Source organism: Geodermatophilus sp. SYSU D00525, assembly GCF_054050475.1.
On the sequence record NZ_JBJGZK010000033.1, the window covers coordinates 26,481 to 45,994 of the forward strand.

Here is a 19,514-nt window from a genome sequence, read left to right on the forward strand (position 1 = left end):
CGTGCGACCCGCCGCCGCCGGCGTGGCCCTGGGCCTGGCCCTCGCCGTGGGCGTGCCCACCGCGTGGGAGCTGACCCGGCCGCCGGCGGCGGCGGGCGCGCCGGTCGAGCAGGTGCTCGGCACGCCGGCCGCTCCCCCTCCGACACCGGCACCGGGGCCCCCGGCCCGCGACGCCGCCCCGGCGTCGGCACCCGCCGTCGCCCCGCCCGTCCGGCTGCAGGTGCCGGCGCTCGGCGTCGACGCCCCGGTCGACCCGGCCGGGGTCGCCGGCGACGGGCAGATGGCGCTGCCCGGTGACGTCACGCGGGCCGGCTGGTACCGGTTCGGCCCGGCTCCCGGGGCGCCCGGCTCCGCCGTCCTCGCCGGCCACGTCGACGACGCCGAGCAGGGCCTGGGCGCGCTCGCCCCGCTGCGCTCGGCCGAGCCGGGGCAGGAGGTGCTGGTCACCGACGCCGCCGGCGCGACGACGCGGTGGCGGGTGGTCGCGCGGGAGGTGCTGGACAAGCGGGCGCTGCCGGTGGACCTGCTGTTCACGCGCGAGGGGCCGCCGCGGCTGACGCTGGTCACCTGCGGCGGACCGTTCCTCCCCGACGTCGGCGGCTACCGCGACAACGTCGTCGTGGTGGCGGAGCCGGTCCCGTGACAGTTGAAGGACCTCCCTGCCCCCCACCGCTCGCACGCTCGCGCCGGGCCCCTGCAGGGAGGCCACCCCGGACCGGCCGGACGGGCCCTAGGGTCGGACGGGTGACCACCGAGGCGGAGCCGGCGCCCTGGGGCGCGGGCGAGCCCGACGACGCCGAGGTCGCCCGGCGCTTCGCCGCGGGCGAGGAGCAGGCGCTGGCCTGGGCCTACGAGCGGTGGGCGGCACTGGTGCACGGCATGGCGGTGCGCGCGTTCGGCCCCGGTCCCGACGCCGAGGACGTCACCCAGCAGACCTTCATCTCGGCCTGGACCGGCCGGGCCGGCTACCGCGCCGACCAGGGACCGCTGCCGGGCTGGCTGGTCGGCATCTGCCGCCACAAGATCGCCGACACGTGGGCGCGGCGGGACCGCCAGCGGCGCGCCGCCGAGGCCGCGCTCGCCGAGGCGCAGACCGTGCCCCGCGGCGGAGCGGCCCCGGTGGACAGCACGGTCGCCGACCGGGTGCTGCTGCTCGGCGAGCTGGACCGCCTCGGCCAGCCGCAGCGCGGCATCATCGAGCTCGCCTTCTTCGCCGACCTCACGCACGCGCAGATCGCCGAGCGCACCGGGCTGCCGCTGGGGACGGTCAAGAGCCACATCCGGCGCACCCTCGAGCGCCTGCGCGACCGGTTGGAGGTGGACGGTGCCGCACTGCACGCCTGAGGACCTCGCGCTGGCCGCGCTCGGCGAGCCGCTCCCCGACGCCGCCGCCGCGCACCTGGACGGCTGCGCGTCCTGCGGCGCCGAGGTGGCGCGGCTGCGCCGGGCCGTCGACGCGCTGGCCGTGCCGGAGTTCGCCGCCCCCGGCCCGCCGGTCGCGCCGCCGCCGTCGCTGTGGGCGGGGATCGCCGCGGCCACCGGCGTGGGCGTCACCCCCCGCCCGGACGTCGTCGCGGCGTCGGCGCCCCCGGCCGGCCCGGTGCCCGACGTCCTCCCGGCGGCCCCGCCCGCCCCCGAGCCGGCCGCCCCGGTCGCGCCGGTGGTGCCGGTCGTGCCGCTGCGGCCGCGCCGGTCGCGGCTGGTGCTCGCCGCCGCGGCGGCGCTGGTGGCCGGGCTGGCCATCGGCGCCGGGGCGGTCGCGCTCGGCAGCCGGGACGACGCCGGCGTGGAGGTCGCCGCGGCCGTGCTCGACCCGCTGGAGGGCAACGACGCCTCCGGCCGCGCCGAGGTGGTCCAGCGTGCCGACGGCACCCGGGTGCTGCAGGTCGAGCTCACCGCCGGCGCGCCGGAGCAGGGCTACTACGAGGCGTGGCTGCTCACCGAGTCGGTGTCCGGGCTGGTCCCGCTCGGCGTCGTCCGCGCGGGCACCGAGCAGTTCGAGCTGCCCGCGGGCCTGGACCTGGCCGAGTACCCGGTCGTCGACGTCTCCGTGGAACCGCTCGACGGCGACCCCGCCCACTCCGGGGTCTCCATCGTCCGCGGGCAGCTGTCCTAGCGTCGGGGGGTGACCACGCTCGACCTGCTGCTCCCGCACGCCGACCTCGCCGACTCCTGGCGCGCCGCCCGCCCCCGCCCGGCCGGGCGGCACCTGGACTCCGCGGCGTGCAGCCGGCAGAGCAACCGGGTGCTCGAGGCGGTCGCGCACCACGCCCGCCACGAGGCGGAGCTCGGCGGCTACGTCGCCGAGGCGACCGCCGCCGACCTGCTCCAGCAGGGCCGCAGCGTCATCGGCGGGCTGGTCGGCATGGCCGCCGCCGACGTCGTCTTCGTCGAGTCCGCACAGGCCGCGCTCACCGCGCTGCTGGCCGCCTGGCGCCTGCCGGCCGGCGCGCGGGTGGCCTGCCCGCCCGGGGAGTACGCGCCGAACGCCGCCCTGCTGCGCGCCGCGGGGCTGGTGGTCGAGCCGTTGGCGGTCGACGCCGACGGGCGGGTCGACGTCGCCGCGCTCGAGCGGGCCCTGGCCGCCGGCCCGCCGCGGTTCGTGCACCTCACCCACGTGGCCAGCCACCGCGGCGTGGTCCAGCCGGCCGCCGAGGTCGCGGCTCTGTGCCGGGCGCACGGGGTGCCGCTGGTGCTCGACGCCGCCCAGGCGCTCGGGCACGTCGACGTCGACCTCGACGCCGACGTCGTCTACTCGACCTCCCGCAAGTGGCTGGCCGGCCCGCGCGGGGTCGGCGTCCTCTGCGCGCGGCCGGCGGTGGCCGCGGAGCTGGTCCCGGCGCTGCCCGCCCCGGCCGACCTGCCACCGCTGCGAGCGCTGGAGAGCGGCGAGGCGCACGTGGCCGGCCGGGTCGGGCTGGTGCTCGCCGTCGGGGAGCACCTGGCCGCCGGCCCGCACCGGGTGCGGGAACGGCTGGCCGCGCTGGGCCGGGCGGCCCGGCAGGTCCTCGACGGCGCCGGCGGCTGGCGGGTGGTGGAGCCGCTCGACGAGCCCACCGCCACCACCACGCTGCGCCCGCCGGACGGCGTCGACGTCGTCGCCACCCGGGCACGGCTGCTCACCGAGCACGGCATCGTCACCACGGCGATCGAGCCCGGGCGCGCGCCGGCGGAGCTGACCGGCTGGGTGCTGCGGGTGTCCCCGCACGTCGACGGCACCCTCGACGACCTGGAGGCCCTCGCCACCGCCCTCTGAGGAGCCTCTGTGGTGCCGTTGGCGCCTCCGGGAGGAGCCAACAGCACGACGAAGGCCCTACAGGGCCGCCTGCACGCGCTCGCTCACCCGGCGGTGGACGGCGAGCTGCTCGTCGAGGCCGGGGTGCACCGGCACGCCGTCCTCCACCACGAACCGCCCGCCGACGACGGTGTGCCGCGCGGCCAGCGGCCCGCAGCGCAGCCACGCCTCCACCGGGTCCGACAACGCGCCCGCGAACGCCGGCCCGGTGAGCGGCCAGACGGCGAGGTCGCCGCACGCGCCCACCGACAGCTCGCCGATCTCGCCGGTCCGCCCGAGGCAGGCCGCGCCGCCGCGGGTGGCGATCTCCAGCGCGTCGCGGGCGCTGAAGGACCCGGCGCCGTGCCGCAGCTTGCCCTGCAGCATCGCCGTCCGGGCCTCCAGCCACAGCGACGCCGCGTCCGCCGACGCCGACCCGTCCACGCCCAGCCCCACCGGAGCCCCGGCCGCCCGCAGCTCGGCCACCGGCGACAGCCCGCTGCCCAGGACCATGTTCGACGAGGGGCAGTGCGCCGCCCCGACCCGCGCGGCGCCGAGCCGGGTCACCTCGTCGGCCGAGGGCCACACCACGTGCGCGAGCCACACCCGGTCGGTCATCCAGCCGACGTCGGCCAGGTAGTCCACCGGGCGGCGGCCGAAGCGCTCCAGGCAGAACGCGTCCTCGTCCTGCGTCTCGGCGAGGTGGGTGTGCAGCCGGACGTCGAGCCGCTCGGCCAGCTCCGCCGTCCGCGTCATCAGCGACGTCGACACGCTGAACGGCGAGCACGGCGCCAGCGCGATGCGGGTCAGCGCGTGCGGGGAGCGGTCGTGGTGGGCGTCCACCAGGCGCTGGGACTCGGCCAGGATCTCGTCGTCGTCCTGGACGACGGTGTCCGGCGGCAGCCCGCCGTCCTTCACCGACAGCGACATCGACCCGCGGGTGAACTGTGACCGCATCCCCAGGTCCTGCGCCGCCCGCACCTCGGCGCCGATCAGGTCGCCGCCGCCGCGCGGGTGCACGTAGAGGTGGTCGGTCGAGGTGGTGCAGCCGGCCAGCGCGAGCTCGGTGAGCCCGACGTAGGCCGACACGTACGCCGCCTCCTCGTCCAGCCGCGCCCACAGCGGATACAGGGTCACCAGCCACTCGAACAGCCCGCCGGTCAGCGCGGGGGCGAACGAGCGGGTGAGGTTCTGGTACAGGTGGTGGTGGGTGTTGACCAGCCCGGGCGTCACCAGGCAGCCGCGCGCGTCGACCGTGCGGGCCGCAGCGGGCCGCGGGTCCCCCGGCCCGCCGACGCCGCTCACCACCCCGCCGGTCACGGCCACCCAGCCGCCGGCGATCTCCCGCCGCCCGTCGTCGACGGTGGCGAGCAGGTCGGCGTCGTGCACCAGCAGGTCGGCGGTCGTCTCCACCCGCGGCATCCTGCCGACCGCGTGTGAACGCGGCGAGTCGCCACGTGCCGTCGCGCAACCCGGCCGGAACGAACCGGGGCTACCGTGACCGTCCCCCGGGAACGCGGCCCGCCCGATCCGACGAGGAGCGACGATGGACTTCCTGCAGCCCACGACGTGGGCGGAGGCGCTGGAGGCGAAGGCCGCCCACCGCGACGCCGTGCCCATCGCCGGGGGCACCGACGTCATGGTCGCGATCAACTTCGGCCGGCTCCGCCCGTCGTTGCTGCTCGACCTCACCCGGGTCCCCGAGCTGCAGGGGTGGGACACCGTCGACGACGGCGTGGTGCGGCTGGGTGCCGGCGTCCCCTACGCCCGGGTCATCACCGAGCTCGGCGACCGGCTGCCGGGGCTGGCGATGGCCGCCCGCACGATCGGCTCGCCGCAGATCCGCAACCGGGGCACCGTCGGCGGCAACCTGGCCACCGCCTCCCCGGCCGGCGACGCCCACCCCGCGCTGCTGGCCGCCGGCGCCGAGGTCGAGGTGGCGAGCGTCCGCGGCACCCGCCGGATCCCGGTCGCCGCGTTCTACACCGGCGTCAAGCGCTCCGCGCTGGCCGACGACGAGCTGATCGCCGCCGTCCGGATCACCCCGCCCACCGGCCCGCAGCAGTACAGCAAGATCGGCACGCGCAACGCGATGGTCATCGCCGTCGCCGCGTTCGGGCTGGCGCTGCACCCCGACCGCCGCGCCGTCGGCACCGGCATCGGGTCGGCCGCCCCCACGCCGCGCCGCGCCGCCGCCGCCGAGGAGTTCCTCGCCGGGGAGCTCGACGGCCTGTGGGACTCCCGCGCCGAGCTGCCGGCGGCCACCGCCGCGCGCTTCGGCGAGCTGGTGGCCGGCGCGGCGGCGCCCATCGACGACGTCCGCGGCACCGCCCGCTACCGCGTCCACGCACTCTCGGTCATGGCCCGGCGCACGCTGACCTGGGCCTGGGCCGACTACCGGAAGGGAGACCCGACGTGCGCCTGAGCTGCACCGTCAACGGCACGCCGCAGCAGGTGGACGACGTCTGGGAGGGCGAGAGCCTGCTGTACGTCCTGCGTGAGCGGATGGGCCTGCCCGGCTCGAAGAACGCCTGCGAGCAGGGCGAGTGCGGCTCGTGCACGGTCTACCTCGACGGGCTGCCGGTGTGCGCCTGCCTGGTCGCCGCCGGGCAGGCGCAGGGCCGACAGGTCGGCACCGTCGAGGGCCTCGCCGGCGGGGACGGGCTGCACCCGGTCCAGGAGGCGTTCCTCGAGGCCGGCGCCGTCCAGTGCGGCTTCTGCACGCCCGGGCTGCTGGTGGCCACCGACGACCTGGTCCGCCGCGCGCGGGACGAGGGCCGCACGCCCGCCGACGCCGAGATCCGCGAGGCGCTGGCCGGGAACCTCTGCCGCTGCACCGGCTACGAGAAGATCCTGGACGCCGTCCGGCTCGCGGCCGACCGCATGGCAGGTGACGCGCGATGAGCACCCCCACCCGCGCCCCGAGCGGCGCCCCCTCGCACCTGACCGGCCCCGGCAGCGGCGGCGGCGGGGTGGGCACCGACGCGCAGCGCCCCGACGGCGTCCTCAAGGTCCGCGGCGAGTTCGCCTACGCCAGCGACCTGTGGACCGACGACATGCTGTGGGGCGTCACGCTGCGCAGCCCGCACCCCTACGCCCGCATCCGCTCGATCGACGTCGGCCCGGCGCTGGCCGTCCCCGGCGTGCACGCCGTCCTCACCTCCGACGACGTGCCCGGCGAGAAGGTCTACGGCCTCGAGCTCGCCGACCAGCCGGTGCTCGCCCTCGACGTCGTCCGCTACCAGGGCGAGCCGGTGGCGCTGGTCGCCGCCGACCACCCCGACACCGCCCGCCGGGCCGCGGCGCGGATCGTCGTCGACTACGACGTCTGGGAGCCGGTCACCGACGCCCGCGCGGCGCTGGGCCACCCCACCTGGAACCAGGTGCACGACGCGCCGGCCGAGGTCACCGAGCTCAGCCGGGAGAGCGCCCACCTGCACCCGCACGGCAACCTGGTGCGCCACCTCAAGGTCCGCAAGGGCGACCCCGCGCCCACCGCCGACGTCGTGGTGGTCGGCGAGTACGAGGTCGGCATGCAGGACCAGGCCTTCCTCGGCCCGGAGTCCGGGCTGGCGGTGCCCGGCGAGGACGGCGGCGTCGACCTGTACGTGGCCACCCAGTGGCTGCACGTGGACCAGCGGCAGATCTGCTCGGCGCTGGGCATGCCGCCCGAGCGGGTGCGGCTCACCCTCGCCGGCGTCGGCGGCGCGTTCGGCGGCCGCGAGGACCTGTCGATGCACGTGCACGCCTGCCTGCTCGCGCTGCACACCGGCCGGCCGGTGAAGATGTCCTACAACCGCGAGGAGTCCTTCTTCGGACACGTGCACCGCCACCCGGCGACCATGCGCTACGAGCACGGCGCCACCCGCGACGGCGACCTGGTCTACGTGAAGGCGGAGATCTACTTCGACGGCGGCGCCTACGCCTCCAGCACCCCGGCGGTCGTGGGCAACGGCGGCACGATGGGCATCGGCCCCTACGTCGTCCCGAACGTGCACGTCGACTGCTACGGCGCGTACACCAACAACCCGCCGTGCGGCGCCATGCGCGGGTTCGGGTCGGTGCAGACCGCCTTCGCCTACGAGGCGCAGATGGACGCCCTCGCCGCCGAGCTCGGCGTGGACCCGGTCGAGCTGCGCTGCCGCAACGCGATGGAGCAGGGCTCGGAGACGCCCACCGGCCAGGTGGTCGACAGCCCCGCGCCGGTCGCCGAGCTGCTGCGCCGGCTGGAGGCGATGCCGCTGCCGCCGGCGCCCGCCACCGGCGACGACGTCGACCTGCGGCACATGCCGGGCGGGGTCTCCAACACCACCCACGGCGAGGGCGTGCGCCGCGGCGTCGGGTACGCCGTCGCCTACAAGAACGTGGCCTTCTCCGAGGGCTTCGACGACTACTCGACCGCGCGGGTGCGGCTGGAGGTCGTCGGCGGCGAGGCGGTCGCGACCGTGCACACCGCGGCCGCCGAGGTCGGCCAGGGCCTGGTCACCGTCGAGCAGCAGATCGCCCGCACCGAGCTCGGCGTGGACGCCGTCGTCCTCCACCCGAAGGACACCGGCGTCGGGTCGGCCGGGTCCAGCTCCGCGTCCCGGCAGACCTACGTCACCGGCGGCGCGGTGAAGGCCGCGTGCGAGGCGGTCCGCGGCCGGGTGCTCGAGCGCGCGCGGCACGCCGTCGGCCGGCCGGTGGCCGACCTGCGGCTGGACGGCGGGAAGGTCGTGTCCGACCTCGAGGGCGTCGCGCTGCCGCTGGCCGACGTGCTCGGCGACGAGGCGGTCGAGGAGACCGTCGAGTGGCGGCACCGGCCCACCCAGGCGATCGACCCGGAGACCGGCCAGGGCTTCGCGCACGTGCAGTACGCCTTCTCCGCGCACCGGGCCGTGGTCGACGTCGACACCGAGCTCGGGCTGGTCAAGGTCGTGGAGATGGCCTGCACGCAGGACGTCGGCAAGGCGATCAACCCGCAGGCCGTCGTCGGGCAGATCCAGGGCGGGACGGCGCAGGGGCTGGGCCTGGCGGTGATGGAGGAGGTCCTCGTCCGCGACGGCCGGGTGCAGAACCCGTCGTTCACCGACTACCTCATCCCGACCGTGCTCGACATGCCGCCGATGCGCATCGAGGTGCTGGAGTACGCCGACCCGCACGCGCCCTACGGCCTGCGCGGCGTCGGCGAGGCGCCCAACATCTCCTCCGGGCCCGCGGTGCTCGCCGCGATCCGCCAGGCGACCGGCCTCCCGCTGACCCGCGTGCCGGTCCGGCCCGAGCACGTCACGGGTACGTGAGGGGGTGCGCTGACGCCGTACCCCGGGCGCCGGGGTGCGGCGCCGGCGCACACGCTCAGCCCTCGGGGTGACCCCGGATGGGCCGCCGGGTGGACGCGCGGGCTGCCCGGGATCGCCTCCTGCTCCGACGCGCGGGGACGACGCCCGGCGACAGGGTGGTCGCCGTCCCGACCACCCCGGTCCGGGGGGTCGGCGCATGCACGGCCGGCCCGGATCGCCCCGCCGAGGAGCCCTCCCATGGCCCCGACCCGCCCCGCCCCCGCCCGGCCCGCGCCCCCCGTCCTCCCGGGCCGGACGCCGACCTGGTACGGCCGCGGCGGGCGACCGGTGCGGCGGCGCCGGCCCGGCCCGGTGCGGCTCGCGACGCTCGTCCTCGCCGCCGCGGCGGCCGTCGTGGTGGTGCCGGCCGTCCGCGACACGCTCGGCGGCTGCCGCGGCGACTCGGCGGTCCCGGCGGCGGCGGTGGGCGCGGCGGCCCGCACGGGTGCCGAGGCGGGCCTGCGGGTCGGGGTCGCCGTCCTGGACACGGCCTCCGGCGCGTGCCTGGTGGCCGGCGACCGGAGCGGGGAGTTCGCCACCGCCTCGGTGGTGAAGGTGATGGTCGCGGCCCGGTTGCTGACCGAGGGGGCGATGACCGGCGAGACCGAGGTGCTGGCCCGTGCGATGGTCAGCCTCTCGGACGACGCCGCGGCGAACGTGCTGTGGGAGCGGGCCGGCGGCCCGGACCTCGAGCCGTGGATCGAGGAGCACTACGACCTGCCGGAGCTGGGGTCCCCCAACGGGATCGCCGGCCGGTGGGGCAACACCCACGTCACGGCCCTCGGCCTGGCGCGGCTCTACGCGGCCCTGCGTGCGGACGCCGTGGTCTGGCCCTGGCTCGGCGCCGCGCTGCACGACGTGCGGGCCGAGGCCGCGGACGGCACCGACCAGGGATTCGGCCTGCAGGCGGTCGCTCCCGGCGCCGCGGTCAAGCAGGGGTGGGCGAACGGCTCCGCCGACGACGCGGGCGACGCGGTGGTCAACAGCACCGGTCTCCTGGCGGGCGACCGCTACGTCGTCGTCCTGCTGACCGAGGGCGACGGCAACGTGTCCGGGTGCGACGGCCGTGGGTTCCACGCCGGCCAGGCGGCGGTCGTCACCGCCATGGCGCAGCAGCTCGTCCCGTCCCTGACGGGATGAGGGACCGGCCGCTCAGGCCACCACACCCGCCCGGCGGTCCATCGCGGCCAGCACCCGGTCCTGCAGGTCGTGGTCCTCCAGGGTGCGGGGCGTCCGCGCCGGGCGGCGGCCGGCGGTGTAGCCGCCGGGCCAGTCGCCGGCCGCGGCGTGCGCCACCCGCGCGCCGCCGTCCTCGACGTCGCCGGGTGCGCCCGGGGAGGCGAGCTTGGTGCGCACCCAGCCGGGGTCGACCGCGCCCACCCGCAGGTGCGGCAGGCGGCGGGCCCAGCCGAGGGCCAGGACGACGTCGAGCGCCTTGGAGTCGGCGTAGGCGCGCCCCGGCTCGCGCGGGCCGCCGAGGTCGCCGGGGTCGACGCGCCCCGAGCCGACCATGCCGCTGCCGAGGAAGACCAGCCGCTCGCGCACCCGCTCCCGCAGCAGGGCGGTGAGCAGGTGCGGGGCGAGCGCGTTGACGGCGAAGGCGAGCTCGTGGCCCTGTGCGCTGGTCGGCGCGCCGTCCGGCGGCCACACGCCGGCGTTGTGGACGAGCACGTCGAGGTCCCCGAGCTGCCCGGCGAGCGCGCGGACCTGGTCGAGGTCGGCCAGGTCGCCGGTGACCAGCCGGACGTCGCCGAGCCGGCCGAGCTCCTCGACGACCGGCGCGCCGCGCGACTCGCTGCGGGCGTGCAGGACGACGGTGTGCCCGCCGGCCAGCAGCCGCCGCGCGGCCGCCCGGCCGATGCCGTCGGTGGACCCGGTGACCGCGATCGTCGCCATGCCCCGCCCCTACCCGCCGAGGGCGGCAGGAATGGCCGTTCCTGCCGCCCTCAGCCCCGCGCCGTCCCCTCCCAGCGGCGGATCAGGGCGGCGCGGCCGGCCTGGGTCGGGCGGCCCCACAGCCGCAGCCGGGCCATGCCGCCGTCGGGGAAGACGTCCATCCGCACCGCGGTCACCGCGGCGTCGCCGGGCAGCACGAACCGGTGCCGGGTGTCGGGCTGCAGCGGCGTGCGGGGCAGCAGCTCGACCTCGGCGCCGTCCGCCGTCCTGCCGGTCAGGGACGCCGCCCCGGGCGCGTTGCCGAGGAACCACGAGGTGTCCAGCTCGGCGAGGGTCACCGTGCCCTCGCAGGCCAGCGCCACCTCGACCCAGTCGTTGCCGTCGTCGCGGCGGCGGGCGTTCTCCCACCCCTCCCCCATCGAGCGGGCCTCACCGCGGCCGATGAGCTGGTGCGGGCTGCCGTAGAAGGCGTTGCTCACCCCGGTGATCCGCCCGCCGTTCTCCAGCGCGGCGAGGTCGCACGGGCCGGCGTCGAGCAGCCGCGGGTCGGGCACCACCTCGCCGTGCACCCGCAGCCGCGCCACACCGCCGTCGGGGTGGATGGACAGCCGCACGTGCGTCACCCGCGGGCCCGGCTCGACGGCGAAGCGGTTCGCCGTCCCGCCGGCCAGGTCCGACAGCGGCAGCAGCGGGGTCCAGTCGGCGTCGGCCAGCGCGGACGCCGGCGGGTGCCCCTCGACGGACGCGCCCTCCAGCGCGGCCCGCGGCGGGTAGTTGCCGAGGAAGAACGCGGTGTCGACGACGACGGCGTGCACCACACCCGGCATGCCGAGGCGCACGACCGCCCAGTCGTGCCCGGGCCCGCGCCGCCGGCGGGTCTCCCAGCCGTCGTACTCCTTGCCACGGGCGCCGAAGTCGTCGCGCGCCCGCGCCGGCCCGGGCAGGACCAGGTTCTCCTTGCCGGCGAAGAACTCGTCGTTGGCGGCCACCACGGCGCCGCCCTGCGTGCGGACGGCGAGGTCGGGCAGGTCGAACGGGTCAGGCATCGGTCTCCTCGTCGGCGGCGGTCGCGGGTCACTCTGGCACGGCCGGGGTACCGGGCCGGGGTCCGCGAGAGATCCGAGGAGGACCCGTGTCCGAACCCACCGACGACCTGCGCGAGCGCGCCCGCGAGCACGTCCAGCAGATGCCCGCCGAGACCGCGCTGGGCAACGCCGACCCCGCCGGCGGCTCCACCGACGACCCGCAGCTCATGGACGACGCCGCCCGCGAGGAGGGCGAGCAGTCCAGCTGAGGCTCACCGGCCCCCTCGGCCGAGCAGCCGGCCGAGGGGGCTGCCGTCGGCCTCCCGGCCCCGCAGCCAGGTCCGCCGGACGACGCCGGTGAGCTCCCGCCCCGCGTAGGGCGTCACGGGGTTCCGGTGCTCGAGCCGGCCGACCGTGAACCGCTCGTCCGGCGCGAAGGCCACCAGGTCGGCGTCCCGCCCGACGGCGATCGCCCCCTTGCCCGGCAGCCCGGCCAGCCGCGCCGGCGCCGCCGACATCCACTCGACCACGCGATCCAGCGGGATCCCGCGGGCGCGCGCCCCGGTCCACACCGCGGGCAGCGCCACCTGCAGCCCCGCGATGCCGCCCCACGCCAGCCCGAAGTCGCCGACGTCGAGCCGCTTGAGCTCGGGCGTGCACGGCGAGTGGTCGCTGACCACCATGTCGATCACAGCAGGGCCGCCGTCCCCGGCCAGCAGCGCCCCCCACAGCGCCTCCCGGTGCGCCGCCTCGCGGATCGGCGGGCAGCACTTGTACGCGGTGTCGCCGTCGGGCACGTCCTCGGCGGCGAAGGTCAGGTAGTGCGGGCAGGTCTCCACGGTGATCCGCACGCCGGACGCCCGGGCGGCGCGCAGCAGCGGCAGCGCGTCACCGTCGGCCAGGTGGACGACGTGGCTGCGCGCCCCGGTGTCCCGCGTGGCCGCGACCAGCCGGCCGATCGCCGTCTCCTCGGCCGCGGGCGGGCGCGAGGCGAGGTAGGCCGCGTAGCCGGTGCCGGCCGGCTCCGGCGCCGCGGCGATGACCTGCTCGTCCTCGGCGTGCGCGATGAGCAGCCCGTCGAAGGACGCCAGCTCGGCCAGCGCGGCGCGCAGCCCGGCGTCGTCCAGCGCCGGGAACTCCGGGACGCCGGAGTCGAGCAGGAAGCACTTGAACCCGACGACGCCGGCCTCGTGCATCGGCCACAGCTCGCCGGTGTTGCCCGGCACCGCCCCGCCCCAGAACGCCACGTCGACGGCGACCTGCCCGGCCGCGACCTCCCGCTTGACCCGCAGCGCCTCGAGCGAGGTCGTGGCCGGCACGGAGTTCAGCGGCATGTCCACGATCGTGGTGATCCCGCCGGCGGCCGCGGCCCGGGTGGCGGTGGCGAAGCCCTCCCACTCGGTGCGGCCGGGCTCGTTGACGTGCACGTGGCTGTCGACCAGCCCGGGTAGCAGCACCTCGTCGTCGGCGAGGGTGACCGCGCCGGCCGGGACGTCGTCGAAGCCGGTGACCGCGGTGACCACGCCGCCGGCGGTGTGCACGGCGGCGGCCCGCTCCCCGTCGGGCAGCACCACCCGCCGCGCCCGGACGACGAGCGTCACGCCACCGCCTCCACCGCGCGCACCACGGAGTGCAGTTCGGTGCCCCAGGCGGTGGCCACCCAGCCGTTCTCCAGTGGCAGGCGGACGGCGTCGCCGGCGGTCAGCACCCCGGCAGCCTGCCCCACGTGGACCGTGGACGCCCAGGCACGCGGCGCGACCGGCGGCAGCCAGGCCGGCGCGCCCGGTCCCAGGCCGATCGTGGTGTGCACCAGCGGGCGGCCGTCGACGACCACCCGCGTCGTGCCGGTCCACCGGCCGGGCTCCTCGCCGGTGCGCCCGAGCAGCACCTGCTCGCTGGCGGTGAGGACTGCGCCCGCCGCGAGCGTGGCGGCCAGCTCGGCCCGGTGGTGGGCGCGGACGGCGACCACGGTGGGTTCGGGCCGCAGGTCCAGCTCCCCGGCCACCTCGGCGACGACGCGCTGCACCGAGGGGCGGTCACCGTCGCGGGCGGGCAGCGCGACGGCGGCGGCCACCGAGCGCACCGCCAGCGTGGCGCCCTCCTCGACCACCAGCCGGACCTCCGCGTCGTCGCCGCCCAGCGGGCCGAACGCCGTCGCCACGAGGTGCACCGAGGACGGACCGGTCCGCCGCACCGCCAGCTGCCCGCTCGCGCGGACCACCGGCAGCACCGTGCGCCCGCCCGGGCCGCGCCGCGCGACGACCTCGACCCGCGTCCTCACGCCCGCTGCAGCCGGCGGGCGCGCACCTGCCCGCGCACCCACTCCGCCACGGCGGCCGCCGTCGGGTCCTCCCGCAGGGAGATCAGCAGCGTCGGCTTCTCCCCGCGGACCATCGCGGAGTCCCGCCGCATGACGTCGAGGTCGGCGCCCACCAGCGGCGCGAGGTCGGTCTTGTTCACCACCAGCAGGTCCGACGCGGTGACCCCCGGCCCGCCCTTGCGCGGCACCTTGTCCCCGCCGGCCACGTCGACGACGAACACCTGCACGTCGACCAGCCCGTAGCTGAAGCTCGCCGTCAGGTTGTCCCCGCCGGACTCGACGAACACCAGCTCCAGGCCTGGGTGGCGGGCCTCGAGCAGCTCGACGGCGTCGAGGTTGGCGGTGATGTCGTCCCGGATGGCGGTGTGCGGGCAGCAGCCGGTCTGCACCGCCTCGATCCGGTCGTCGGGGAGGACGGCGTTGCGGCGCAGGAAGTCGGCGTCCTCGGTCGTGTAGATGTCGTTGGTGACGACGGCGAGGTCGTACTCGGTGCCCAGCGTGCGGCACAGCGCGGCGGCCAGCGCGGTCTTGCCCGAGCCGACGGGGCCGCCGAGCCCGACGCGCAGCGGCCCGCCGTGCCGGTGCGGCACCTCCGCGTCGACGTAGTCCTGCAGGTCGTGGTCAGGAGGCAAAGAAGCGGTCCTTCCGTGCGGCGTGCACCTCGGCGAGGAGGTCGAGGACCGGGTCGGTGTCGGCGGGTAGGGAGCCAACAGCGCTGCAAAGGCACCTCTCGGCGACGGCGTCGATCTCGGGGGCCAGCCGCGCGGTGACGGCGGCGACGGTGAGCGGGTCCATGGCCAGCAGCCGCTGGGCCGCCGTCGCCGGGCCGCTGACCGACAGGTACGCGGCGGCCGCGGCGGCGTCCCGGGCGGTCAGCCCGCCCGCGGCCGCGGCGACCCCCAGCGCGACCGGGTGGTGCGGCGCGGCCGGCAGCGCCTCCCAGACCGGCGACGGCCACGCGCGGCGGCCCACCCGCACCAGGCCGCGCCCCTGCTGCCGGGACGCCGTCCGCAGCGCCGGCGACGGCGTCCGCGCGTCGGCCTCCGCATCGAGCGCCGTCAGGTCTCCTCCGTGGCACGCCGCAGCGGCGAGACCGGCGGCGACCCGGCCGGAGGTCTGCAGCCGGCGCAGCAGGAACGCCGCCAGCGACGCCGGGTCGCGCACCAGCCCGGCCGCGACCGCCTGCTCCACCCCGCCGGAGTGGGTGTGCCCGCCGGCCGGCAGCCGCGAGTCGGCCAGCGTGAGCAGCGCTGCCGTCATCAGAACAGGAAGTACCGCTGCGCCATCGGCAGCTCGCGCACCGGCTCGGGCTCCCACACCTCGCCGTCCACGGTCACCGTGAAGGTGTCCGGGTCGACGCGGATCTCCGGCAGCGCGGTGTTCTCCGGCATGTCGGCCTTGGTGAGCCGGGTGGTGTCGGTGACCGCGGCCAGCCGCCGGTCGACCGCCAGCCGGTCGCCCAGCCCGGCCTCCAGCGCGGCGGGCGCGACGAAGTGCAGCGAGGTCCGCGCCGGCACCCTGCCGTAGGCGCCGAACATCGGCCGCGGGAGCTGCGGCTGCGGCGTCGGGATGGAGGCGTTGGCGTCGCCCATCTGCGCCCACGCGATCACCCCGCCCTTGAGCACCGCGTGCGGGCGGACGCCGAAGAACCGCGGGTCCCACAGCACCAGGTCGGCGAGCTTGCCGGGCTCCACCGAGCCCACCTCGCCGTCGATGCCGTGCGCCACCGCCGGGCAGATCGTGTACTTCGCGACGTACCGGCGGGCCCGCAGGTTGTCCGCGGCGCCGTCGCCGGCCAGCGACCCGCGCTTGCGCTTCATCACGTGCGCGGTCTGCCAGGTGCGCAGGACCACCTCGCCCACCCGGCCCATCGCCTGCGCATCCGAGCCGATCATCGAGATGGCGCCCAGGTCGTGCAGCAGGTCCTCGGCGGCGATCGTCGTCGGCCGGATCCGGCTCTCGGCGAAGGCCAGGTCCTCCGGCACCGAGCTGTCCAGGTGGTGGCAGACCATCAGCATGTCGAGGTGCTCGTCGAGGGTGTTCACCGTGTGCGGCCGGGTCGGGTTGGTCGACGACGGCAGCACGTTCGGGTGCCCGGCGACGGTGATGATGTCCGGCGCGTGCCCGCCCCCGGCGCCCTCGGTGTGGTACGCGTGGATCGACCGGCCGGCGATCGCGGCGAGGGTGTCCTCGACGAACCCGGCCTCGTTGAGGGTGTCCGAGTGCAGCGCCACCGGGACGCCGTGCCGGCCGGCGACGGTGAGGCAGGCGTCGATCGCCGCGGGCGTCGAGCCCCAGTCCTCGTGCAGCTTGAACCCGCTCGCCCCGCCGCGGAGCTGCTCCTCCATCGACTCCTGCGAGACGGTGTTGCCCTTGCCCAGCAGCGCGACGTTCACCGGCCACGGGTCCATCGCCTCGAGCATGCGGGCCAGGTACCAGTCACCCGGGGTGATCGTGGTGGCCTTCGAGCCCTCCGCCGGGCCGGTACCGCCGCCGATGAGCGTCGTGACGCCCGAGCCCAGCGCCGTCGGGACGATCTGCGGGCAGATGAAGTGCACGTGGCAGTCGATGCCGCCGGCGGTGAGGATCCGGCCGTTGCCGGCCATCACCTCGGTGCCGGGCCCGATCACCAGGTCCGGGTGGACGCCGTCCATCGTGTCGGGGTTGCCGGCCTTGCCCAGCGCGACGATCCGGCCGTCCCGGACGCCGACGTCGGCCTTGACGACCCCCCAGTGGTCCAGCACGACGGCGCCGGTGACCACCAGGTCGGGAGCGCCCTGCGCGCGGGTGGCGCGGCCCTGGCCCATCGACTCGCGGATCACCTTGCCGCCGCCGAACACCGCCTCCTCGCCGGCCCGGCCCGGGCCGCCGCAGCGGTCCTCCTCGACCTCGACCAGCAGGTCGGTGTCGGCCAGCCGGATCCGGTCGCCGGTGGTGGGCCCGTACAGCTGGGCGTAGCGCTCGCGGGACAGCCGCACCATCAGCCGAGCCCTCCCTCTGCGGTCAGGCCGGGGACGACGCGCGCGCCGGCCAGCGGCACCAGCGTCACGGTGCGGGTGATGCCGGGCTCGAACCGGACGGCGGTGCCGGCGGCGACGTCGAGCCGGTGACCGCGCGCGGCGGCCCGGTCGAACGCCAGTGCTCGGTTGGTCTGCGCGAAGTGGACGTGCGACCCCACCTGCACCGGCCGGTCACCGGTGTTGGTCACCTCGAGCTCGATCCGCGGGGCTCCGGGCAGCGTCTCGATGACGCCGTCGGCCGGGATCACCTCGCCGGGGATCACGGGATGGGCTGGTGGACCGTGACGAGCTTGGTCCCGTCCGGGAAGGTCGCCTCCACCTGCACCTCCTCCAGCAGCTCGGGGACGCCGTCCATGACGTCGTCGCGGGTGAGGACGGTGCGGCCCGACTGCACGAGCTCGGCGACCAGGACGCCGTCGCGGGCGCCCTCCAGCACGTGGTCGGTGACGATCGCCGTCGCCTCCGGCAGGTTCAGCCGCAGCCCCCGAGCGCGCCGTCGGCGGGCGAGCTCGGCGGCGTAGGAGAGCAGCAGGCGCTCCTGCTCGTGCGGGGAGAGGTGCACGCGGGGTCCTCCGGGGTCGGCGGAGCCCGGACGCTAGTTCCCGGATGTGTCGCGGCGGTTACCGGAGCGGGCGGAAGAACTCCCGGACGTCGGCCACCAGCTCCGCCGGGCGCTCCATCGCCGCGAAGTGCCCGCCGCTGTCGTGCTCGCGCCAGGCCCGCAGGTCGGTCAGCTGCCGCTCCGCCCACGCGCGGGGCGGCACGAAGATCTCGCCGGGGAACATCGACACGCCGCTGGGGACGTCGACCCGCGGCGTCCGCTCCCCCGGCGCCCGGGCCATCTCCCAGTACATCCGCGCCGACGACGTCGCCGTGCCGGTGAACCAGTACACGGACACGTCGTCGAGCAGCCGGTCGGCGCCGAGCGCCCCGACCGGGTCGCCGCCGGTGTCGGTCCAGGCGTGGAACTTCTCGAGGATCCACGCGCACTGCCCGGCTGGGGAGTCGGTGAGGCCGTAGCCGAGCGTCTGGGGCCGGGTGCGGTGCTGGTGGCTGTAGGCCGAGCCGTCGTCGCGGAAGGCCCGCATCCGGTCCAGCGCCCGCTGCTCGCGCTCGTCGAACTCGCTCCGCCCCTCCGGCGGGAGGGTCACCACCATGTTGAGGTGCACGCCGACCACCCGGTCGGGGTGCCGCGCGCCCAGGTTGGCCGACACGAACGACCCGATGTCCCCGCCCTGGGCGCCGAAGCGCTCGTGGCCGAGCCGGCGCATCAGCTCCGCCCAGGCGTCGGCGGTCCGTGCCGGCCCCCAGCCGGGCGCGGTCGGCTTCCCGCTCCACCCGTAGCCCGGCAGCGACGGGACGACGACGGTGAAGGCGTCGCGCGGGTCCTCGGGCTCGGTGAGCGGGCCGATCACCTCGAGGAACTCGACGACCGAGCCGGGCCAGCCGTGGGTGAGGACCAGCGGCAGGGCGTCGGGGTGCGGCGACCGGACGTGCAGGGCGTGCACCGGCAGCCCGTCGATCTCGGTGACCACCTGCGGGATCGCGTTGATCCGCCCTTGCCGGGCCGGCCAGTCGTACTCCTCGGCCCAGTACCGGCAGACCTCCTGCAGCACGGCCGGCGGCACGCCCTGGGTCCAGCCGTCCGCCGTCGGCGGGTCCGGCCAGCGGGTGCCCTGGAGCCGGCGGCGCAGGTCCTCCACCGCGTCCGCCGGCACGTCGACGGTGAAGGGCCTGACGACGTCGTCCACGAGCGCCGACCGTAGCCGGGGGTGACGCCGCCGACGAGCCGGTTCTACGGGTCATCACATGAGTGATCAACCCAGGGACCTCGGGGACCCTGGCGGCGGCCGGCGTCCCCGGTGAACGAGGACGCGGGCCCGATCTTCCGGCAGGTCGCCGCGCAGATCGAGAACGCGATCGTCGACGGCTCCCTCGCCGAGGAGAGCCAGGCGCCCTCGTCCAACGAGCTCAGCGCCTTCCACCGCATCAACCCCGCCACCGCGGCCAAGGGCCTCAACCAGCTGGTGGCCGACGGGGTCCTCCACAAGAGACGAGGAGTCGGGATGTTCGTCGCCACGAGCGCCCGCGAGCAGCTGCTCAAGCGCCGCCACAGCGAGTTCGCCGACCAGTACGTCCGCCCCCTGATGACCGAGGCGCACAAGCTCGGCATCTCCACCCGCGAGCTGGCCACCATGATCGACCGCTGGGAGGACGAGCGGTGAGCGACGCCGCCGCCACGCTCACCGACGTGACGATCCGGTACCGGGAGCACACCGCTCTCGACGGCGTCACCACCGGCTTCGCCACCGACGGCATCACCGGCCTGCTCGGCCGCAACGGCGCCGGCAATGACCGAGCAGCCGATGGTCACCCTGGCGGTCCTGGCGCCGGCGGTACTCGGCGTGATCGCCGCGGCTCTGTCCTTCGCGGGCCTCCGCCGCATCGTCCCCTGAGGTCCGGTCGGCCTGGACGAACAGACACGACCCCCGGTTCCGTCAGGACGGAACCGGGGGTCGTTCTCCGTACAGATCCGGACATCGTCCAGAAATGCAGTGGGGCCCCGCACCGGGATCGGTGCGGGGCCCTGCTGAATGGTTGTCCGGCGGCGTCCTACTCTCCCACCCCGTCTCCGGGGCAGTACCATCGGCGCTGAGAGGC

21 protein-coding genes are annotated in these 19,514 nt (G+C 76.8%); 10 read left to right on the forward strand and 11 right to left on the reverse strand.

Annotation, left to right across the window (positions count from 1 at the left end):
* Position 1: 1 nt before the first annotated feature.
* The 4 genes from ACI796_RS20600 (at position 2) to egtE (ending at position 3,256) form a co-directional block, all read left to right on the forward strand.
* The gene (locus ACI796_RS20600; RefSeq protein WP_456943082.1) at positions 2 to 643 is read left to right on the forward strand and encodes a class F sortase; all 642 of its coding nucleotides are present in this window, start codon (positions 2 to 4) and stop codon (positions 641 to 643) included.
* Between the two features lie 101 nt (positions 644 to 744).
* Complete coding sequence (locus tag ACI796_RS20605; RefSeq protein ID WP_456943083.1) at positions 745 to 1,344, forward strand: RNA polymerase sigma factor; 600 nt, start codon at positions 745 to 747, stop codon at positions 1,342 to 1,344.
* Positions 1,325 to 2,116 carry an anti-sigma factor gene (locus ACI796_RS20610; protein ID WP_456943084.1) on the forward strand — a complete coding sequence of 264 codons (792 nt, stop codon included), beginning with the start codon at positions 1,325 to 1,327 and terminating at the stop codon, positions 2,114 to 2,116. The genes ACI796_RS20605 and ACI796_RS20610 overlap by 20 nt, the downstream gene beginning before the upstream one ends.
* Positions 2,117 to 2,125: 9 nt before the next feature.
* Positions 2,126 to 3,256, forward strand: coding sequence for an ergothioneine biosynthesis PLP-dependent enzyme EgtE (egtE, locus tag ACI796_RS20615; protein ID WP_456943085.1), 1,131 nt, complete (start codon positions 2,126 to 2,128; stop codon positions 3,254 to 3,256).
* Between the two features lie 57 nt (positions 3,257 to 3,313).
* Here the strand turns inward: egtE and ACI796_RS20620 are convergent, their stop codons facing one another.
* A complete protein-coding gene (locus ACI796_RS20620) occupies positions 3,314 to 4,687 on the reverse strand; it encodes an 8-oxoguanine deaminase (protein ID WP_456943086.1) in 1,374 nt (457 codons plus the stop codon).
* 133 nt (positions 4,688 to 4,820) lie between these two features.
* On the opposite strand from ACI796_RS20620, the gene ACI796_RS20625 reads away from it, so the two are divergent.
* The 4 genes from ACI796_RS20625 (at position 4,821) to ACI796_RS20640 (ending at position 9,732) form a co-directional block, all read left to right on the forward strand.
* Positions 4,821 to 5,699: an FAD binding domain-containing protein gene (locus ACI796_RS20625; RefSeq protein ID WP_456943087.1), complete on the forward strand. Its 879-nt coding sequence runs from the start codon at positions 4,821 to 4,823 to the stop codon at positions 5,697 to 5,699.
* Positions 5,690 to 6,178 carry a (2Fe-2S)-binding protein gene (locus ACI796_RS20630; protein ID WP_456943088.1) on the forward strand — a complete coding sequence of 163 codons (489 nt, stop codon included), beginning with the start codon at positions 5,690 to 5,692 and terminating at the stop codon, positions 6,176 to 6,178. Before ACI796_RS20625 ends, ACI796_RS20630 begins: the two co-directional genes overlap by 10 nt.
* A complete protein-coding gene (gene pucD / locus ACI796_RS20635) occupies positions 6,175 to 8,553 on the forward strand; it encodes a xanthine dehydrogenase subunit D (protein ID WP_456943089.1) in 2,379 nt (792 codons plus the stop codon). Before ACI796_RS20630 ends, pucD begins: the two co-directional genes overlap by 4 nt.
* Before the next feature lie 237 nt (positions 8,554 to 8,790).
* Positions 8,791 to 9,732, forward strand: a complete 942-nt coding sequence (locus ACI796_RS20640; RefSeq protein ID WP_456943090.1) for a serine hydrolase — start codon at positions 8,791 to 8,793, stop codon at positions 9,730 to 9,732.
* 12 nt (positions 9,733 to 9,744) lie between these two features.
* Here the strand turns inward: ACI796_RS20640 and ACI796_RS20645 are convergent, their stop codons facing one another.
* Together ACI796_RS20645 and alc are read right to left on the reverse strand one after the other, a co-directional pair.
* On the reverse strand, positions 9,745 to 10,488 hold the full coding sequence (locus tag ACI796_RS20645; RefSeq protein WP_456943091.1) for an SDR family NAD(P)-dependent oxidoreductase: 744 nt from the start codon (positions 10,486 to 10,488) through the stop codon (positions 9,745 to 9,747).
* Positions 10,489 to 10,538: 50 nt separating this feature from the next.
* On the reverse strand, positions 10,539 to 11,534 hold the full coding sequence (alc, locus tag ACI796_RS20650; RefSeq protein WP_456943092.1) for an allantoicase: 996 nt from the start codon (positions 11,532 to 11,534) through the stop codon (positions 10,539 to 10,541).
* Between the two features lie 86 nt (positions 11,535 to 11,620).
* On the opposite strand from alc, the gene ACI796_RS20655 reads away from it, so the two are divergent.
* Positions 11,621 to 11,782: a hypothetical protein gene (locus ACI796_RS20655; RefSeq protein WP_456943093.1), complete on the forward strand. Its 162-nt coding sequence runs from the start codon at positions 11,621 to 11,623 to the stop codon at positions 11,780 to 11,782.
* Positions 11,783 to 11,785: 3 nt separating this feature from the next.
* On the opposite strand, the gene allB is transcribed toward ACI796_RS20655, so the two are convergent.
* Genes allB through ACI796_RS20695 form a run of 8 tightly spaced genes read right to left on the reverse strand, consistent with a single transcriptional unit; the run spans position 11,786 to position 18,604 of the window.
* Positions 11,786 to 13,114 (reverse strand): allantoinase AllB, encoded by a 1,329-nt coding sequence (gene allB / locus ACI796_RS20660; RefSeq protein ID WP_456943094.1) that lies wholly within the window; start codon positions 13,112 to 13,114, stop codon positions 11,786 to 11,788.
* Entirely contained in the window at positions 13,111 to 13,794 is a 684-nt protein-coding gene (locus ACI796_RS20665; protein ID WP_456943095.1) for an urease accessory protein UreD, read from the reverse strand. Before ACI796_RS20665 ends, allB begins: the two co-directional genes overlap by 4 nt.
* Positions 13,791 to 14,465: an urease accessory protein UreG gene (gene ureG / locus ACI796_RS20670; protein WP_456943096.1), complete on the reverse strand. Its 675-nt coding sequence runs from the start codon at positions 14,463 to 14,465 to the stop codon at positions 13,791 to 13,793. Before ureG ends, ACI796_RS20665 begins: the two co-directional genes overlap by 4 nt.
* Positions 14,455 to 15,093 carry an urease accessory protein UreF gene (locus tag ACI796_RS20675; protein ID WP_456943097.1) on the reverse strand — a complete coding sequence of 213 codons (639 nt, stop codon included), beginning with the start codon at positions 15,091 to 15,093 and terminating at the stop codon, positions 14,455 to 14,457. Before ACI796_RS20675 ends, ureG begins: the two co-directional genes overlap by 11 nt.
* The gene (locus tag ACI796_RS20680) at positions 15,093 to 16,814 is read right to left on the reverse strand and encodes an urease subunit alpha (RefSeq protein ID WP_456943098.1); all 1,722 of its coding nucleotides are present in this window, start codon (positions 16,812 to 16,814) and stop codon (positions 15,093 to 15,095) included. Before ACI796_RS20680 ends, ACI796_RS20675 begins: the two co-directional genes overlap by 1 nt.
* Positions 16,814 to 17,116, reverse strand: coding sequence for an urease subunit beta (locus ACI796_RS20685; RefSeq protein WP_456943099.1), 303 nt, complete (start codon positions 17,114 to 17,116; stop codon positions 16,814 to 16,816). The genes ACI796_RS20680 and ACI796_RS20685 overlap by 1 nt, the downstream gene beginning before the upstream one ends.
* Complete coding sequence (locus ACI796_RS20690; RefSeq protein WP_456943100.1) at positions 17,113 to 17,415, reverse strand: urease subunit gamma; 303 nt, start codon at positions 17,413 to 17,415, stop codon at positions 17,113 to 17,115. The genes ACI796_RS20685 and ACI796_RS20690 overlap by 4 nt, the downstream gene beginning before the upstream one ends.
* A 58-nt stretch (positions 17,416 to 17,473) precedes the next feature.
* Positions 17,474 to 18,604, reverse strand: a complete 1,131-nt coding sequence (locus ACI796_RS20695; RefSeq protein WP_456943101.1) for an epoxide hydrolase family protein — start codon at positions 18,602 to 18,604, stop codon at positions 17,474 to 17,476.
* Between the two features lie 111 nt (positions 18,605 to 18,715).
* Between ACI796_RS20695 and ACI796_RS20700 the strand changes: the two genes are divergently transcribed.
* Positions 18,716 to 19,078, forward strand: a complete 363-nt coding sequence (locus tag ACI796_RS20700; protein WP_456943102.1) for a GntR family transcriptional regulator — start codon at positions 18,716 to 18,718, stop codon at positions 19,076 to 19,078.
* The last annotated feature ends 436 nt before the right edge of the window (positions 19,079 to 19,514 follow it).

Excerpts from the sequence above, each read along its gene's own strand:
- ACI796_RS20625 (WP_456943087.1), top strand. The coding sequence starts at position 4,821 with ATGGACTTCCTGCAGCCCACGACGTGGGCGGAGGCGCTGGAGGCGAAG.
- pucD (WP_456943089.1), top strand. The coding sequence starts at position 6,175 with ATGAGCACCCCCACCCGCGCCCCGAGCGGCGCCCCCTCGCACCTGACC.
- ACI796_RS20640 (WP_456943090.1), top strand. The coding sequence starts at position 8,791 with ATGGCCCCGACCCGCCCCGCCCCCGCCCGGCCCGCGCCCCCCGTCCTC.
- ACI796_RS20645 (WP_456943091.1), bottom strand. The coding sequence starts at position 10,488 with ATGGCGACGATCGCGGTCACCGGGTCCACCGACGGCATCGGCCGGGCG.
- alc (WP_456943092.1), bottom strand. The coding sequence starts at position 11,534 with ATGCCTGACCCGTTCGACCTGCCCGACCTCGCCGTCCGCACGCAGGGC.
- ACI796_RS20675 (WP_456943097.1), bottom strand. The coding sequence starts at position 15,093 with ATGACGGCAGCGCTGCTCACGCTGGCCGACTCGCGGCTGCCGGCCGGC.
- ACI796_RS20680 (WP_456943098.1), bottom strand. The coding sequence starts at position 16,814 with ATGGTGCGGCTGTCCCGCGAGCGCTACGCCCAGCTGTACGGGCCCACC.